General features: G+C 62.7%; 12 protein-coding genes. 7 read left to right on the top strand and 5 right to left on the bottom strand.

Annotated elements, in window-relative coordinates; genetic code table 11:
* Positions 1-8 precede the first annotated feature (8 nt).
* The 3 genes from G365_RS0111690 to fsa are packed head-to-tail and all read right to left on the bottom strand — an operon-like array spanning position 9 to position 2,355.
* A complete protein-coding gene (locus G365_RS0111690; RefSeq protein WP_019645716.1) occupies positions 9-977 on the bottom strand; it encodes a tyrosine recombinase XerC in 969 nt (322 codons plus the stop codon).
* Between the two features lie 4 nt (positions 978-981).
* The gene (locus G365_RS0111685) at positions 982-1,683 is read right to left on the bottom strand and encodes a DUF484 family protein (protein ID WP_019645715.1); all 702 of its coding nucleotides are present in this window, start codon (positions 1,681-1,683) and stop codon (positions 982-984) included.
* Positions 1,684-1,686: 3 nt separating this feature from the next.
* Complete coding sequence (gene fsa / locus G365_RS0111680; RefSeq protein WP_019645714.1) at positions 1,687-2,355, bottom strand: fructose-6-phosphate aldolase; 669 nt, start codon at positions 2,353-2,355, stop codon at positions 1,687-1,689.
* 132 nt (positions 2,356-2,487) lie between these two features.
* On the opposite strand from fsa, the gene G365_RS0111675 reads away from it, so the two are divergent.
* From G365_RS0111675 to G365_RS21270, 7 genes are all read left to right on the top strand, one after another.
* Positions 2,488-4,722 (top strand): primosomal protein N', encoded by a 2,235-nt coding sequence (locus G365_RS0111675; protein WP_155976238.1) that lies wholly within the window; start codon positions 2,488-2,490, stop codon positions 4,720-4,722.
* 298 nt (positions 4,723-5,020) lie between these two features.
* Positions 5,021-5,581, top strand: coding sequence for a F0F1 ATP synthase subunit delta (locus G365_RS0111670; RefSeq protein ID WP_019645712.1), 561 nt, complete (start codon positions 5,021-5,023; stop codon positions 5,579-5,581).
* Positions 5,581-7,116: a F0F1 ATP synthase subunit alpha gene (gene atpA, locus G365_RS0111665; protein WP_019645711.1), complete on the top strand. Its 1,536-nt coding sequence runs from the start codon at positions 5,581-5,583 to the stop codon at positions 7,114-7,116. The genes G365_RS0111670 and atpA overlap by 1 nt, the downstream gene beginning before the upstream one ends.
* A gap of 154 nt (positions 7,117-7,270) precedes the next feature.
* The gene (locus G365_RS0111660) at positions 7,271-8,155 is read left to right on the top strand and encodes a F0F1 ATP synthase subunit gamma (RefSeq protein WP_019645710.1); all 885 of its coding nucleotides are present in this window, start codon (positions 7,271-7,273) and stop codon (positions 8,153-8,155) included.
* Positions 8,156-8,254: 99 nt separating this feature from the next.
* Entirely contained in the window at positions 8,255-9,679 is a 1,425-nt protein-coding gene (atpD, locus tag G365_RS0111655) for a F0F1 ATP synthase subunit beta (protein ID WP_019645709.1), read from the top strand.
* Between the two features lie 88 nt (positions 9,680-9,767).
* Positions 9,768-10,169, top strand: a complete 402-nt coding sequence (locus G365_RS0111650; protein WP_019645708.1) for a F0F1 ATP synthase subunit epsilon — start codon at positions 9,768-9,770, stop codon at positions 10,167-10,169.
* Between the two features lie 300 nt (positions 10,170-10,469).
* Entirely contained in the window at positions 10,470-13,352 is a 2,883-nt protein-coding gene (locus G365_RS21270) for an EAL domain-containing protein (protein ID WP_019645707.1), read from the top strand.
* 59 nt (positions 13,353-13,411) lie between these two features.
* Here the strand turns inward: G365_RS21270 and G365_RS0111640 are convergent, their stop codons facing one another.
* Complete coding sequence (locus G365_RS0111640) at positions 13,412-14,605, bottom strand: phosphoglycerate kinase (protein ID WP_019645706.1); 1,194 nt, start codon at positions 14,603-14,605, stop codon at positions 13,412-13,414.
* 96 nt (positions 14,606-14,701) lie between these two features.
* A complete protein-coding gene (gap, locus tag G365_RS0111635) occupies positions 14,702-15,709 on the bottom strand; it encodes a type I glyceraldehyde-3-phosphate dehydrogenase (protein ID WP_019645705.1) in 1,008 nt (335 codons plus the stop codon).
* Between the last annotated feature and the right edge of the window lie 226 nt (positions 15,710-15,935).

Here is a 15,935-nt window from a genome sequence, read left to right as displayed (position 1 = left end):
GCAGGCGGTCAGCCCCCCTGTGGCTTTCCGGCCCGGGGGTGGGCTGACTGATAGACCCGGGTCAGCTGCCCGGTGTCCACCTGCGTATAGCGCTGGGTGGTCGCCAGCGTGGTATGGCCCAGAAGTTCCTGAATGGTGCGCAGGTCACCGCCGTTGGACAGCAGATGGGTGGCGAAGCTGTGGCGCAGGGCATGGGGGGTTGCCCGTTCTCCCAGCCCCAGCAGGGCCCGCAGCCGCCGCATCTGCCGCTGTACCACCCCGGGGTTCAGGTCGCCGCCACGGGCCCCGATGAACAGGGCGCTGTCATCCGGGCTGCCATCCGGGCGCTGGGCGAGATAGGCGGTTATGGCATCGCGGACCAGCGGCAGGACCGGCACGATCCGCTCCTTTGAGCCCTTGCCCATAACCCGCAACGTGTCGCCGTGCGGCCGGTCGGCAACCCGCAGCGACAAGGCTTCCCCCAGACGCAGCCCGCAGCCGTACAGCAGCGAAAACAAGGCGACGTCGCGGGCGGCCAGCCATGGTTCTTCCTGCAGTTCCGCTGCTGTCGACAGGGTTGCCACCGCATCGCTTTCTGTCAGCGGGCGGGGTACCTGTTTCGGCAGGCGCGGGCTGCGCAGGGTTTTCAGGGCGGCATTCTCGACCCGCCCGGTGCGTTCCAGAAATTTGAAAAAGCCGCGCAGGGTTGACAGGGCCCGGGCAATCGACGGGCGCGACAGACCATCCTGTGTGCGCTGGGCCAGCCAGGCGCGGAAATCGGCAGGCTGCAGGTCGGCGAGATCCGGCAGGGCCGGAATGCCGCCGCGATAAGGGGTCAGAAACGTGAAGAAGGCCGCCAGATCCCGGCCATAGGCGGCGACGGTATGCGGGCTGGCCCGCCGTTCCGCCGACAGCCAGTTCTGCCAGTCGATGACGGCTGCGGTCAGATCCGGTCCCAGTGGGGGGAACACGACAGGCAGGGGGATCGGAACCGCCACCGGGTTACTCCTTCCAGTGGCGGAGGCTGTGATGCAGCACGGCGGACAGGAAGCTCATCAGCTCCGTCCCCTGACCGGGTTCAAAGGTACGGGCCCGGCGGCTGCCGAAGGCCAGCAGTCCGACCGGGTGGCTGTCGGTGGCAGGCAGGCGGACCAGCGCGTCGGACTCGATCAGCCCGGCCCCTTCGCCATACAGCATGGTTTCGTCGTGCAGATGGGCCCGCAGGCGGGTGTCGGACCCGCCCAGCAGGGTATCCACCGTGCCTTCCGGCAAGTGCTGGCTGATGCGGGCCAGCCCCTCGGGGGCTCCCGGTTCCAGACAGAGCAGAACCAGATCGACTTCCAGCAGCAGGGGCAGGTCCTCGCCCAGGGCTTTGGCCCCGTCTTCAACGGTTTCGGCTGCCATCAGGGCCAGAGCCGCGCCATGAACGCGGTGCTGCAGGCTCATATTATCGCGGGCGGTCCGAATCAGCTCCTGCGCTTCCTGCCGCAGTTCGGTGATTTCCGTCCGCAGGGCGCGCAGGGCATGGCCCTGAAAATCAACCACACCGGTCCCAAGATCCCGGTCCGGCATATGGTCGGCAAGCAGGCGGGCAATCACCCCTTCCTGTGCGGGAAGAAAGTCGGGGTGCGCCTGCAGAAAGGCAAGGACCTGCTCTTCGCTGGGCAGGTCCGATGCCGGGATCGACGGGGTATGCAGCGTCACCGCTCAGGCCCCCGGTACAAGGATGGTCTGGCCGCTGGCGGCCCAGTCCTTCATGAAGCCGTCAAGGCCCTTGTCGGTCAGCGGATGCTGATACATCTGGCGCAGCACTTTCGGCGGCAGGGTGGCGACATGGGCCCCCAGCTTGGCGGCCTGCACCACATGCAGCGGGTGGCGGACCGATGCCACCAGCACCTGTGTCTCAATACCCGGATACTGATCGTAGATATGGACGATATCGGCGATCAGCTCCATGCCGTCCTGCGACAGGTCATCCAGACGGCCGACGAAGGGGGAGACAAAGGTTGCCCCGGCCTTGGCGGCCAGCAGGGCCTGCCCGGCTGAAAACACCAGCGTGACGTTGACCATGCCGCCATCGCGGGTGATGGCCCGGCAGGCTTTCAGGCCATCGGGGGTCATTGGCACCTTAATGGTGACATTGCTGGCGATGGCCCGCAGCACCTCTGCTTCCTTCATCATCGTCGGGAAGTCGAGTGCGGTGACCTCGGCACTGACCGGGCCGGGCACAGCAGCGGCGATGTCGCGGATCAGTTCAACAAAGGTCCGGCCGGTTTTGGCCGCCAGTGTCGGATTGGTGGTGACGCCGTCAACCAGTCCGGTTTCGGCCAGGTCGCGGATATCGTCGAGATCGGCGGTGTCGATGAAAAACTTCATGATGCGTCACAAAACCCAGAGTTCAGAACCAGAGAGAGGTACGGCGGGCGGGGGACCTTTGCTGACAGGGGTGTTTCCCTGCCCGGCAAAAAGCTCTATCTCCTACCCAGAACCGAGCCGCGAGTGTAGCCGATGCCCCCTGTCAAGCCCAGTCCTTCCGCAGACATGGCTGCCCTGCCGCACCCCGCGGGGGCGCAGGTCGCTGTATTGCTGCCGCTGCCGCTGGCCGGGGCTTACGATTATAAGGTGCCGGCCGGGTGTACGGTCTGTGACGGCCAGCCGGTGCGGGTGCCTTTGGGGCGACGGCAGGAAACCGGGATTGTCTGGGGCGCTGGCCGATCGTCGCTTGACCCGGCGAAGATCCGCCCGATTCAGGCGGTGCTGGATCATGCCGCCCCCTTGCCTGATGTCAGCCGCCGTTTTGTCGATTGGGTTGCCGCCTACACCCTGTCGCCGCCGGGGGCAGTGTTGAAAATGGTGATACCGGTGCCCGAGGCGCTGGATCCCCCGGCCTCACAGGTGGCGTGGCGACTGTCCGGGGCCGAGGTGCCGGGAGTGCGCCCGACACCGGCGCGTGAGCGGGTCTTGCAGACTCTGCGGGCCGGTGTGCCGATGACCACGGCTGATCTGGCGCGGGAGGCGGCGGTCAGCCCATCGGTGGTTAAGGGGCTGGCCGAAGCCGGGGTTCTGGCTGAGGTTCCGTTTACGGTTGATCCCGATCCGCCCGAGCCGGATGGGGACCATCCCGGCCCCACTCTCAGCCCGGTTCAGGCTGATGCGGCGAAAGAGCTGGTTCTGGCCCTTGGGCAGGGCTATTCGGCAACCCTGCTGGAAGGGGTGACCGGATCGGGCAAGACCGAGGTTTATTTCGAGGCGATCGCCGCCGCGCTGCGGCAGGGGATGCAGGTGCTGGTTCTGGTGCCGGAAATCACCCTGACGACCCAATGGCTTGGCCGCTTCCGTCGTCGTTTCGGGGCCGATCCTGCGGTCTGGCACTCCGACCTGACACCGGCCCGTCGCCGCCGGACATGGCGGGCGATTGCCGATGGCCGGGCCCGGGTGGTGGTGGGGGCGCGGTCTGCCCTGTTCCTGCCCTATAAGGCGTTGGGGCTGATCGTGGTCGATGAAGAACACGAGGCGGCTTTCAAGCAGGAAGAAGGGGTGATGTACCATGCCCGCGACATGGCGGTGGTCCGGGCGCATCTGGGGGATATCCCGGTGGTTCTGGCGTCTGCCACCCCGTCGCTTGAGACGGTGGTCAATGTTGAGGCCGGGCGTTACATCAAAGTCGATCTGCCGGTGCGTCACGCCGGGGCGACCCTGCCGACCATTGATCTGATCGATGTCCGCCGGTTCCCCCCGGAAAAAGGCGACTGGGGCCAGTCATGGCTGTCACCGCCGCTGGTGACCGCGCTGGAACAGACGCTGGAAGCGGGGGAGCAGGGGATGCTGTTCCTGAACCGCCGTGGCTATGCTCCGTTGACCCTGTGCCGGACCTGCGGCCACCGCGTCCAGTGTCCGCATTGTACGGCCTGGCTGGTCGAACACCGCCGTTTGCGGAAATTACAGTGTCACCATTGCGGCCATCAGCAGCCCTTGCCGACCGTCTGCCCGTCCTGCGGGGCGGAGGATGCGCTGGTTGCCTGCGGCCCGGGGGTAGAACGGGTGGCCGAAGAAGCCGTCCGCCGGTTTCCTCAGGCGCGGGTGGAGCTTGTCGCTTCTGACACGCTGGCCGGTCCGCAGGGGATTGCCGGTCTTCTGGAGCGGATTGAGCGGAAAGAGGTTGATCTGTTGATCGGGACACAGGTCCTCGCCAAGGGGCTGCATTTTCCGATGCTGACACTGGTGGGGATTGTCGATGCGGATCTGGGGCTGTCCGGCGGTGATCTGCGGGCGGCGGAGCGGACCTTTCAGGTTTTGTCGCAGGTAGCAGGCCGGGCCGGGCGCGGCGAGCGGCCGGGGCGGGTCATGGTGCAGACATTCCAGCCGGATCATCCGGTGCTGCAGGCGATGGCGACCGGTGATATGCGGGCGTTCCGGGACGCAGAGTCCGAGGGGCGGCGACTCCTGCGGATGCCACCGTTCGGGCGGCTGGTGGCGGTGATTGTTTCCGGTGAGTCGGCGGACGCCGTCGAATCGGTGGCGCGAGCGCTGGCGCGGAAGGCACCGCAGGGCGAGGGACTCGAGGTTCTTGGGCCCGCCCCGGCCCCGCTGGCCCTGCTGCGGGGGCGGCACCGCTGGCGCCTTTTGCTGAAAGCACCGCGTCAGGGACGGGTGCAGGCCGTGGTGCGGCACTGGCTTGGGGGGGTGCCCTGCCCCTCTGCGGTACGAATTCAGGTTGATGTCGATCCTTACAGCTTTTTGTAGTGCTTTTTCCGATTGAATTTACCGGAATGGACGGGCAGGGAGGCAGGCGGGTTTCTCCCTGCCCGGACGGGCAGGGCAAGCCATGTGGCAAGACCCGTGACAAAAGCGGGAAATTAGCCCGGAACGCCGGAGGGGACGCCGTTTTGGGCGTCATTCGCTTGCAACGCCTGACGGGTTATGTTAACAACCAACCGCGCTGACAGGGGTGTCCTCTGTTCGGCGTCAAAAACACATTGAAAAACAGTTCGTTAAATAATCCACACCACCTTTTCCTCTCGATTTCCGGGGCAAGCAGAACGTGTCATCCGAAATTGCAGGAACGAAGGGCCTCGCGGACCGTTACGCTTCGGCGCTCTATGAGCTCGCCGAAGACCGTAAGCTGCTCGATCAGGTAGCCGGTGATCTGCGGTCGCTTCAGACCATGTTGGGCGAAAGTGTCGACTTCCGACGCTTCATCGCCTCTCCCGTCATGTCCCGTGAAGACCTGAAGAAAGGGGTGCTCGCTCTGGCCGATAAGGCCGGGCTGAACGAGCTGACCCGTAATTTCCTCGGTCTTCTCGCCGTGAACCGCCGTCTGTTTGCCCTCAAGGGCATCGTGAGCGCGTTCCTTGCCCGTCTGGCTCAGGCCCGGGGTGAGGTGACCGCTGAGGTCGTTTCGGCACAGGCGCTGACCGAAGCGCAGGCTGCTGCTCTTGCAGCCGCGCTCAATCAGGCCGTCGGCAAGAAAGTTGCCGTCGAAGCCAAAGTAGATCCGTCCCTCCTGGGTGGCCTGGTCGTTAAGGTCGGGTCCCGGATGGTCGATAGTTCAATTCGCACGAAGCTGCAACGTCTACAGCTCGCCATGAAAGGGGTTGGGTGATGGAAATCCGCGCCGCGGAAATCTCCGCTATCCTGAAGGATCAGATCGCGAACTTCGGCACGGACGCCGAATCCGCCGAGGTTGGTACTGTTCTGTCCGTCGGTGACGGTATCGCCCGCGTTTATGGTCTGGACAGCGTCCAGGCTGGCGAAATGGTCGAGTTCCCGGGTGGCATTAAGGGCATGGCCCTGAACCTGGAAAACGACAACGTCGGCGTCGTGATCTTCGGTGATGACCGCACCATTAAGGAAGGCGATGTCGTCAAGCGCACCGCCACCATCGTGGACGTTCCGGTCGGCAAGGGCCTGCTGGGCCGTGTTGTTGACGGTCTCGGCAACGTGATCGACGGCAAGGGTGATCTGGTTGATGTCGAACGCCGCATGGCCGACGTCAAGGCCCCGGGCATCATTCCGCGTAAGTCGGTGCACGAGCCGATGCAGACCGGCCTGAAGGCGATCGACTCTCTGATTCCGATCGGCCGCGGTCAGCGCGAACTGGTCATCGGTGACCGTCAGACCGGCAAGACCGCCGTCATCATCGACACCATTCTGAACCAGAAGAAGATCAACGACGCCGCGAAGAATGACAGCGAGAAGCTGTTCTGCATTTACGTCGCCGTCGGTCAGAAGCGCTCCACCGTTGCTCAGGTCGTCAAGACCCTGGCTGACCGTGGCGCTCTGGACTACACCATCATCGTCGCGGCCACCGCGTCCGATCCGGCCCCGATGCAGTTCCTGGCACCGTACACCGGCTGCACCATGGGCGAGTACTTCCGCGATAACGGCATGCATGCCGTGATCTTCTATGACGATCTGTCCAAGCAGGCCGTCGCGTACCGCCAGATGTCCCTGCTGCTCCGTCGTCCGCCGGGGCGTGAAGCCTATCCGGGTGACGTGTTCTATCTGCACAGCCGTCTGCTGGAACGCGCCGCGAAGCTGGGTGACAAGTCGGGCAATGGCTCGCTGACCGCTCTGCCGGTGATCGAAACCCAGGCGAACGACGTGTCCGCCTACATTCCGACCAACGTGATTTCCATCACCGACGGTCAGATCTTCCTGGAAACCGACCTGTTCTTCAAGGGTATCCGCCCGGCCGTGAACGTGGGTCTGTCGGTGTCGCGCGTCGGCTCCGCTGCCCAGATCAAGGCGATGAAGCAGGTTGCCGGTACCATTAAGATGGACCTCGCCCAGTATCGTGAAATGGCTGCGTTCGCTCAGTTCGCGTCTGACCTCGATCCGGCGACCCAGAAGCTGCTGGCCCGTGGTGCCCGTCTGACCGAGCTGCTGAAGCAGGCTCAGTTCAGCCCGATGCCGGTCGAAGAGCAGGTCATCTCCATCTTCGCCGGTACCCGTGGCTTCCTCGACAAGCTGCCGCTGAATGCCGTCAACCGGTACGAGCGCGAAATGCTGGCCGAGGTGAAGGAAAAGGGCGCTGACATCGTCAACGCCATCCGCACCGAAAAGGCGATCTCCAAGGACACCGAAGCCAAGCTTCTGGCGTTCCTTGAAGGCTTCGCCAAGTCGTTCGCGGCGTAAGACCGAACTGATCCACCCCGCGGCGCCCGCTGCGGGGTGGATCTTCGTCCCCCGGGCGCCGCTTTGCCGGTCGTCCGGTTTGTTTCAGATCCAGCCCGCCCCGCCCGGCCCGCGCCGGAAACTGGGCAGGCTAAACAGGAAGGCCTGACAGCCGATGGCTAGCCTCAAGGATCTCCGCGTTCGTATCAACTCGGTGAAAAACACCCGGAAGATCACGAGCGCCATGAAAATGGTGGCGGCATCCAAGCTGCGCCGGGCGCAGGAAGCGGCCGAAGCGGGCCGTCCCTATGCCGTGCGTATGGAGCGGATGCTGGGCAACCTGGCCTCCTCGGTCGTTGGCACTGCCGGCGCGCCGAAGCTGCTGGCCGGTACCGGCAAGTCTGACGTCCATCTGATCGTCGTCATGACCGCTGACCGTGGTCTGTGCGGTGGCTTCAACACCAACGTCGTGCGTTCCGCCCGTCAGCTCATCCGCGAGCTGGAAGCCGAAGGCAAGACCGTGAAGCTGCTGTGTGTCGGCCGCAAGGGCCGTGACCAGCTGAAGCGGGATCACGCTGATAAGATCGTGCAGTCTTACGAAGGTCTGGCCCGCAAGGGTGCGGATTTCGGTAACGCTGACATGGTCGCCCAGAAGATTCTGGCGGATTTTGACGCCGGTGCTTTTGACGTCTGCACGCTGGTCTACAACAAGTTCCAGTCGGCGATTGCTCAGATCACCACCCGTCAGCAGATTGTTCCGTTCCCGGTTCCTGCCGTGACTGCCGAGGCGAATGCCGCCCCGAAGGCGCTGTACGAATATGAGCCGAGCGAAGAAGGCATTCTGACCGATCTGCTGCCGAAGAATGTTGCGATGCAGGTGTACTCCTCCATGCTCGAAAACGACGCGTCCGAACAGGGTGCCCGTATGAGCGCGATGGACAATGCCACCCGCAACGCCGGTGACATGATCAAGAAGCTGACCCTGGTCTACAACCGCACCCGTCAGGCGATGATTACGAAGGAACTGATCGAAATCATCTCCGGCGCTGAAGCGCTGTAAGGCCACCTCAAGATCCGGACCGACCGGCCGTTACCTTGGGCCTCGGTCATAGACTCAGATGATTTCCGGTCTCGGACCGGGCTATTAGGAGCGTCTTCCATGGCGAACAAAAACGTCGGTAGCATCACTCAGGTTACGGGCGCCGTCGTGGACGTGAAGTTCGACGGCGAGCTTCCGGCCATTCTCTCGGCGCTGGAAACTGACAACAACGGCAACCGCCTGGTCCTTGAAGTGGCTCAGCACCTCGGTGAAAACACCGTCCGCGCGATCGCCATGGATTCGACCGAAGGTCTGGTCCGCGGTCAGGAAGTGCGCGACACCGGTTCGGCCATCTCCGTGCCGGTCGGCCCGGAAGTGCTGGGCCGTATCATGAACGTCATCGGCGAGCCGGTGGACGAGCGTGGCCCGATCGGCAACACCCGCGTTGCCCCGATCCACCGTTCGGCTCCGGAATTCGTTGATCAGTCCACCGAGACCGAGATCCTCGTGACCGGCATTAAGGTCATTGACCTGCTGGCCCCGTATTCCAAGGGTGGTAAGATCGGCCTGTTCGGCGGCGCCGGCGTGGGCAAGACCGTGACCATCATGGAACTGATCAACAACGTCGCCAAGGGTCACGGCGGTTACTCCGTGTTCGCCGGCGTGGGTGAACGTACCCGTGAAGGGAACGATCTGTACCACGAAATGATCGAATCCGGGATTATCGACCTGGAAGGCAAGAACTCCAAGGTGGCGCTGGTTTATGGCCAGATGAACGAACCGCCGGGTGCCCGTGCCCGTGTCGCCCTGTCCGGTCTGACCCAGGCCGAATACTTCCGCGACGAAGAAGGTCAGGACGTGCTGTTCTTCGTGGACAACATCTTCCGCTTCACCCAGGCCGGTTCCGAAGTGTCTGCGCTGCTGGGCCGTATTACGTCGGCGGTGGGCTATCAGCCGACCCTGTCGACTGACATGGGTGCCCTGCAGGAACGCATCACCTCGACCAAGAAGGGTTCGATCACCTCGGTGCAGGCCATTTACGTGCCCGCCGATGACTTGACCGACCCGGCTCCGGCCACTTCCTTCGCCCACCTTGACGCCACCACCGTGCTGTCGCGTGCGATTGCCGAACAGGCGATCTTCCCGGCCGTGGATCCGCTGGACTCCACCTCCCGCGCTCTCGATCCGCGTATCGTTGGTGAAGAACACTACGGCATTGCCCGTCGCGTGCAGGAAGTGCTGCAGACCTATAAGGCCCTGCAGGACATCATCGCGATCCTCGGCATGGACGAACTGTCTGAAGAAGATAAGCTGATCGTGGCCCGTGCCCGTAAGATCCAGCGTTTCCTCTCCCAGCCGTTCCACGTCGCCGAAGTGTTCACCGGCACCCCGGGCGTGTTCGTCTCCCTCGAAGACACCATTAAGGGCTTCAAGGGTATTGTTAACGGCGACTACGACCACCTGCCGGAAGCGGCTTTCTACATGGTCGGCACCATCGAAGAAGCCATCGAAAAGGGCAAGAAGCTGGCTGCTGAAGCCGCGTAAGGATCTGGTGCGGGGCCGGATCCGTCCGGCCCCCATCCCTTATGCCGTGAACGCCGGTTTTTAATCTTTGTTGCGGAGCCTGAAGGCTATGGCTGACACCCTTGATTTCGAACTCGTCTCTCCGGCGAAGCTGCTCGTCTCCGAGCCGGTGAGCATGGTCGTCGTGCCGGGCACCGAAGGCAATTTCGGGGCGCTGCCGCAGCACGCCCCGATGCTGTCCACCGTTCGTCCGGGCGTCATCGACGTCTATAAGAACGGTCAGGTCGCCAAGCGCATTTTTGTTGCTGGCGGTTTTGCCGAAGTGACTGAAACCCGCTGCACCGTGCTGGCTGAAGAAGCCCACGATCTGTCGACCCTGACCCGCGAGTCCGTGGACGCCCGTATTCAGGCGGCCAAGGATGCGCTGCAGGAAGCCGACAGTGCCAGCGAGAAGGCCGCTGCCACCTCCAAGCTGAAGGTGGCGGAAGCGATGCTGGCGGCGATCGCCTGATCGTCGGTCCCGCACCGGACTGCCAAAAGGGCTCCTCTGACAAGAGGGGCCCTTTTGTTTTGTCTGCGTCTCTCTGCGCATCTGGATCAGAAAGCTGGTGATTATGGCCACACAGCCATTTCCAAAGGTGGTGTCTGGGCGGTTTTCACAAACAAAAGTACAGTAGAGAAATGAAATATTGAGTCTGCGCAGCCACCCCGGAAAGGGTGGCACGGCAGGCGGATCCTTTCGGCCCCGGCCCGGAGGTCTCCTGCCTGCCTGACAGTCTCAGATTTCTGTCAGAAGGCTTGGGGGGGAACCATGCGGGCCTTTCGCAGCATCCTGAAGAGTGGTCTGGTCGCTCTTATTCTGCTGATGCCGATGCTGGCTCTGGCAGGGCCTCCCCGTATTCTGCTGATCAATTCTTACCATAAAGGCTATCGCTGGACCGATGAGCAGTCTGACGCGATAGAGGATGGAATCCGCACGTATGCCCCGGAAGCCAGTCTGGACGTGTTTTATCTCGACTGGAAACGCCATCCGGAGCCGCAGACGTACGACAATGCCTATGCAACTCTCCGCGACCGTTACCGGACTGAAAAACCGGACCTGATTGCCGTCACTGACGATGCAGCGCTGATCTTCGCCCTTGATCACCGCGAGGTGTTGTTTCCCGGAATCCCGGTGATCTATGGCGGCGTCTTGAAGGAAGATGCCCAGCGTCTGATCGGTACGACTCCCTTGGTCACCGGCATTAATCAGAGTATGGATCCGGCGGGAACCCTGATGCTGGCCCGGTCTTTGGGGCCGTATCAGAAGGTGGTTTTCGTCAGGGATGAGACTGAGAGCAGCGCTGCCTTTGAACGTGAACTCCGCGAAGCTGCAGCAGATCTGTATCCCCCTGTCGCGATGGAGAGTCTGTCTGGTCAGCCCTTTGGTCAGGTTCTGGCCCGTCTGCGATCATTGCAACCGGGAACCGTGGTTCTTCTGGGGTCCTATGCATCTGACGGGCAGGGGATGATTCTGCCGCTGTCCAGTTTTGTCCATCGCTTCACCACCGAGACGCCGGTTCCTGTGTATGGGTTTTACCGCTATCAGCTTGGTCATGGCATTGTCGGGGGTAGCCTGCTGTCAGGAACCGTCTCGGGAACTCTGCAGGCCCGGATCATTACGGATGTTCTGCAAGGGGTGCCTGTCAGCCAGATTCCGGCCGGGAATCAGAAGACTGCGGAACTGACCGTGGATTTCACTGCGTCGGAGCGTCATGGTCTGCGGCTGTCTGACGTGCCGGATGGTACGAAAGTCATCAACCGTCCGGCATCGGTGCTGGAAGAGTATGCGGTGGCGGTGATCAGTACAGTCCTGATCATTGTTGCTCTGCTGATGCTGACAGTTTTTCTTCTGCTGAATATCCGGCAGCGCCGGGTGGCTGAGCAGGCGCTGTTACGGAAAGTACAGGACCTGCGAGAAAGCCGCACCGAACTGGCCCGTAGTGAAGAACGCTATCGTCTGGCATCCGGCGCGGCGCGGGATGTGATCTGGGAATGGGATCTGCGGACCGGTCTGCGCCATTTCTCCGGGCGCGTGCAGGAACTGATGGGCGAGGATGCCGAATATCTCAAAAGCCTGCCCAACTGGATTGCGCGGATCCATCCGCAGGATCAGGCCCGGGTGCGCCGTCTGCTGGATGATTATCTGTCAGGGCGGGCGTCATCGTATCGCGTCGAATACCGGATCCGGCGGACGGACGGTGACTATATCTGGTTACAGTCTAACGCCAACTGCCTGAGTGATGAAGCGGGGGTACCCTACCTTCTGGTCGGGACCTATACCGACATCACCGAGGAGAAGCGGCGGCAGGAGCATATCGACTTTCTGGCTTACCATGATGCCCTGACCGGGCTGGCCAACCGGGAAAGTCTGCGTCTTCATGTGACGGATCGTATCAGTCAGGCCCCGGAGGAGCGGCTGTGCCTGATTTTTATCGATATGGATAACTTTAAATATATCAATGACTCTGCGGGGCACACCATTGGCGATCGCCTTCTGGTGCAGGCTGCGGTCCGGCTACAGCGGGCCGCTGGGACGGGGCGGGTGGTTGCCCGGCTGGGCGGTGATGAATTTGTGATTGTTCTGCCACAGGAGGATATGTCCGCCCTTGATGTCCGGCGGACCCGGCTGATCAACGCCTTCCGGGCCCCGTTTGATGTTGATGGGCAGACATTCTATATGGGCTGCAGCGCCGGGCTGGTGGTTTATCCTGAGGATGGCAGCAGCTTTGAAGATCTGTTGCAGAATGCCGATATCGCCATGTATCAGGCCAAGGCGGCCGGAAAAGGTGGCATGGTCAAGTATGCCCCCAGCATGAGCGAACAGACCACGGCCCGGGTCCGTCTTTATAACCGGTTGCGGAGTGCGGAAAGCAACGGGGCCTTTGCGGTGTATTACCAGCCGCAGGTCCGGGCCTCTGACGGGCGGATCCGGGGGGCTGAGGCCCTGCTGCGCTGGCGGGATGCCGAGCTTGGAATGGTTCCGCCGGACCGGTTTATTCCGGCCTGCGAAGAGACCGGTCAGATCATCCCGATCGGGGAATGGGTGCTGCGGAAGACCTGCCGGATGATCCGCGACATTGATGCCGCACGTGGTGCCGATGCGGGGATCCCTGACATGGTGTTCAGCGTCAACGTGTCGGTGGTCCAGTTGATGCAGTCAGACTTTGTTGCGACTGCGGCCCGTATTGTCGAGCAGGAACAGGTAGATCCCCGGCGTCTGGAGCTGGAAATCACCGAAAGCGTGATGATGGGGGCTTTTGATGAAGCCAACCGCCGTCTCCGGCAGCTGCGGGAGATTGGTTTTAACACCAGTCTGGATGACTTTGGCGTCGGCTATTCGTCTCTGACCTATCTGCGGCAGTTCCCGTTCTCGACTCTTAAGCTCGACAAATCTTTTGTCAGGGGATTGCCGGATGAGCCGACAGACTGTGCCATGGTGCGGTCGATCATCCGCATCGCTGAGGATCTGGGTCTGGAAACCGTGGGAGAGGGGGTGGAGACCGATGGCCAGCAGGCGGTCCTTGCGGAGTCGGGCTGCACATGGCTGCAGGGGTATTTGATCGGCAAGCCGATGCCGGAGATGGATCTTCTTGAGTTCTGCACCCGCTGGCGCGGCTTTACCCCGCAGGGGCAGGCGGTTCCGGTGTCCTGAAAACAGACAGACCGCGCCACAGGGGTGGCGCGGTCCGTATCGGTCAAGAGCAGACGCTGTTATTTGCCCAGCGCGACGACGCCCGGCAGTTCCTTGCCTTCCAGCCACTCAAGGAACGCGCCCCCGGCGGTGGAGATGTAGGAGAACTGGTCAGCAACCCCGGCATTAGCCAGCGCCCCGACGGTGTCCCCGCCCCCGGCAACGGTCAGCAGCTTGCCTTCGGCGGTCAGCTTGGCAGCGGCCTGCGCTACGGTGTTGGTGGCGGCGTCAAACGGCTTCAGTTCGAAGGCACCCAGTGGGCCGTTCCAGACCAGCGTCTTGCAGGATGCCAGCTTGGCGGCCAGCGCCTCGGCAGCGGCCGGACCGGCGTCGAGGATCATCTTGTCCGCCGGAACAGCGTTGGCAGCCACCACGGCATTGGCCGCGTGTTCCTTGAATTCACCGGCTACCACCACGTCGGACGGCAGAATGATTTCGCAGTTGGCAGCCTTGGCCTTTTCCAGAATCTCGCGGGCGGTGTCGGCCATATCCTTCTCGCACAGCGAGGAGCCGACTTCGATGCCCTGCGCGAACAGGAAGGTGTTGGCCATGCCGCCGCCGATCACCAGCACATCAACCTTGCTCACAAGGTTGCCCAGCAGATCCAGCTTGGTGGAAACCTTGGCGCCGCCGACAATCGCGACCACCGGGTGTTCCGGCTTTTCCAGGGCCTTGCCCAGGGCTTCCAGTTCCGCCTGCATCAGCAGCCCGGCAGCGGACGGCAGCAGATGGGCCAGCCCTTCAGTGGAGGCATGGGCGCGGTGGGCAGCAGAAAAGGCATCGTTGACATAGATATCGCCCAGCGCGGCCAGCGCCTTGGCGAAATCAGCGTCGTTCTTTTCTTCCTGCTTGTGGTAGCGCAGGTTTTCCAGCATTGCCACCTGACCGGGGGCGAGGGCGTTCACCACGGCTTTGGCGGTGTCACCGATGCAGTCATCGGCAAAGGCCACCGGCTGGCCGAGGGTGGCGGCAAGGGCTTCGGCCACCGGCTTCAGGCTCATCTCCGGCACGCGTTCCCCCTTCGGGCGGCCGAAGTGGGACAGCACGACAACCCGGGCCCCCTTGGCGGCCAGCGCCTTGATGGTTTCGGCGGAGCGTTCGATGCGGGTGGCATCGGTGACGCGGCCATCCCTCATCGGCACATTCAGGTCGGAACGGACGAGGACGCGCTTACCGGCGACGTCAAAATCGGAAATGGTCTTGAAAGCGGGCATGGCTGGCTTCCTACACGCAGGGTGGAAACGGGGCTGCGGACTCAAGAAAAAACGCCGCCCGTCCGGTCGGAAGGGCGGCGTTCCGGCACTCCCTGATTACAGGGTCTTGGCGATCTGCGCAGCGGTATCGAGCATACGGTTGGAGAAGCCCCACTCGTTGTCGTACCAGCTCATCACGCGGACGAAGTTGCCGTCCATCACCTTGGTGCCGTCCAGCGCGAAGGAGGACGAAGCCGGGTTGTGGTTGAAGTCAACCGACACCAGCGGCTTGTCGGTGTAGCCCAGCACGCCCTTCAGCGGGCCATTGGCGGCAGCGACGATGGCGGCGTTCACTTCCTCGGCGGTGGTGGACTTCTTCAGCAGAACCTTCAGGTCGACCAGCGAGACGTTCGGGGTCGGCACACGGACGGAAACGCCGTCCAGCTTGCCCTTCAGTTCCGGCAGCACTTCACCCACGGCCTTGGCGGCCCCGGTGGTGGTCGGGATCATCGACACGGCAGCAGCGCGGGCGCGGTACAGATCCTTATGCAGGGTGTCCACAGTGTTCTGGTCGCCGGTGTAGGCGTGCACGGTGGTCATGAAGCCCTTTTCGATGCCGAACACGGTGTTCAGCACATGGGCGACCGGCGCCAGGCAGTTGGTGGTGCAGGAGGCGTTGGAGATCACCTTGTGGTCGGCGGTGATCTTGTCGTGGTTGACGCCGTACACCACGGTGATGTCGGCACCCTTGGACGGGGCAGAGACCAGCACGCGCTTGGCGCCGGCTTCCAGATGCACCACGGCCTTGTCGCGGTCGGTGAAGATGCCGGTGCATTCGGCGACGATATCAACGTTCAGGTCGCCCCACGGCAGGGCCTTCGGGTCACGCTGGGCGAGGCACTTGATCACCTTGCCGTCGATGACGAGGTTGCCGTCAACGGCCTGCACGTCATTCTTCAGCACGCCATGGACGGAATCATACTTCAGCAGGTGGGCGTTGGTTTCGACCGGGCCGAGGTCGTTGATGGCAACCACTTCCACGTCGGTGCGGCCGGATTCGACCAGGGCGCGCAGAACCAGACGACCGATGCGGCCAAAACCGTTAATCGCAACACGAACAGCCATTTTTTCCTCCGCAGAAACAGGCCGCCGGGATGATAGGTCTGAAGACGGCCTGCGAAACTCGTCGCGCCATCCTGAACGGGTCGGAACTGGCAGGGAAACCGGTGGAGGAAACCCCGGCAGCAACCCGCAGGGCGCTGCGGCATCTATGGCATGGACGCCCGCATAAATCCAGACAGTTCCAAGGGTCGGGCCAGAAATCGTGCTTAAAAACCTGCTCTTCCGGGTG

Origin of the sequence: Novispirillum itersonii subsp. itersonii ATCC 12639 (assembly GCF_000381985.1) — a bacterium.
Lineage (GTDB): Bacteria > Pseudomonadota > Alphaproteobacteria > Rhodospirillales > Rhodospirillaceae > Novispirillum > Novispirillum itersonii.
The sequence above is the reverse complement of the archived record's forward strand: the minus strand, read 5'-3'. Positions and strand labels throughout refer to the sequence as shown.

Coding starts and splice junctions, on each gene's coding strand:
- fsa (WP_019645714.1), bottom strand. CDS start 2,355: ATGAAGTTTTTCATCGACACCGCCGATCTCGACGATATCCGCGACCTG.
- G365_RS0111675 (WP_155976238.1), top strand. CDS start 2,488: ATGCCCCCTGTCAAGCCCAGTCCTTCCGCAGACATGGCTGCCCTGCCG.
- atpA (WP_019645711.1), top strand. CDS start 5,581: ATGGAAATCCGCGCCGCGGAAATCTCCGCTATCCTGAAGGATCAGATC.
- G365_RS0111660 (WP_019645710.1), top strand. CDS start 7,271: ATGGCTAGCCTCAAGGATCTCCGCGTTCGTATCAACTCGGTGAAAAAC.
- atpD (WP_019645709.1), top strand. CDS start 8,255: ATGGCGAACAAAAACGTCGGTAGCATCACTCAGGTTACGGGCGCCGTC.
- G365_RS0111650 (WP_019645708.1), top strand. CDS start 9,768: ATGGCTGACACCCTTGATTTCGAACTCGTCTCTCCGGCGAAGCTGCTC.
- G365_RS21270 (WP_019645707.1), top strand. CDS start 10,470: ATGCGGGCCTTTCGCAGCATCCTGAAGAGTGGTCTGGTCGCTCTTATT.
- G365_RS0111640 (WP_019645706.1), bottom strand. CDS start 14,605: ATGCCCGCTTTCAAGACCATTTCCGATTTTGACGTCGCCGGTAAGCGC.
- gap (WP_019645705.1), bottom strand. CDS start 15,709: ATGGCTGTTCGTGTTGCGATTAACGGTTTTGGCCGCATCGGTCGTCTG.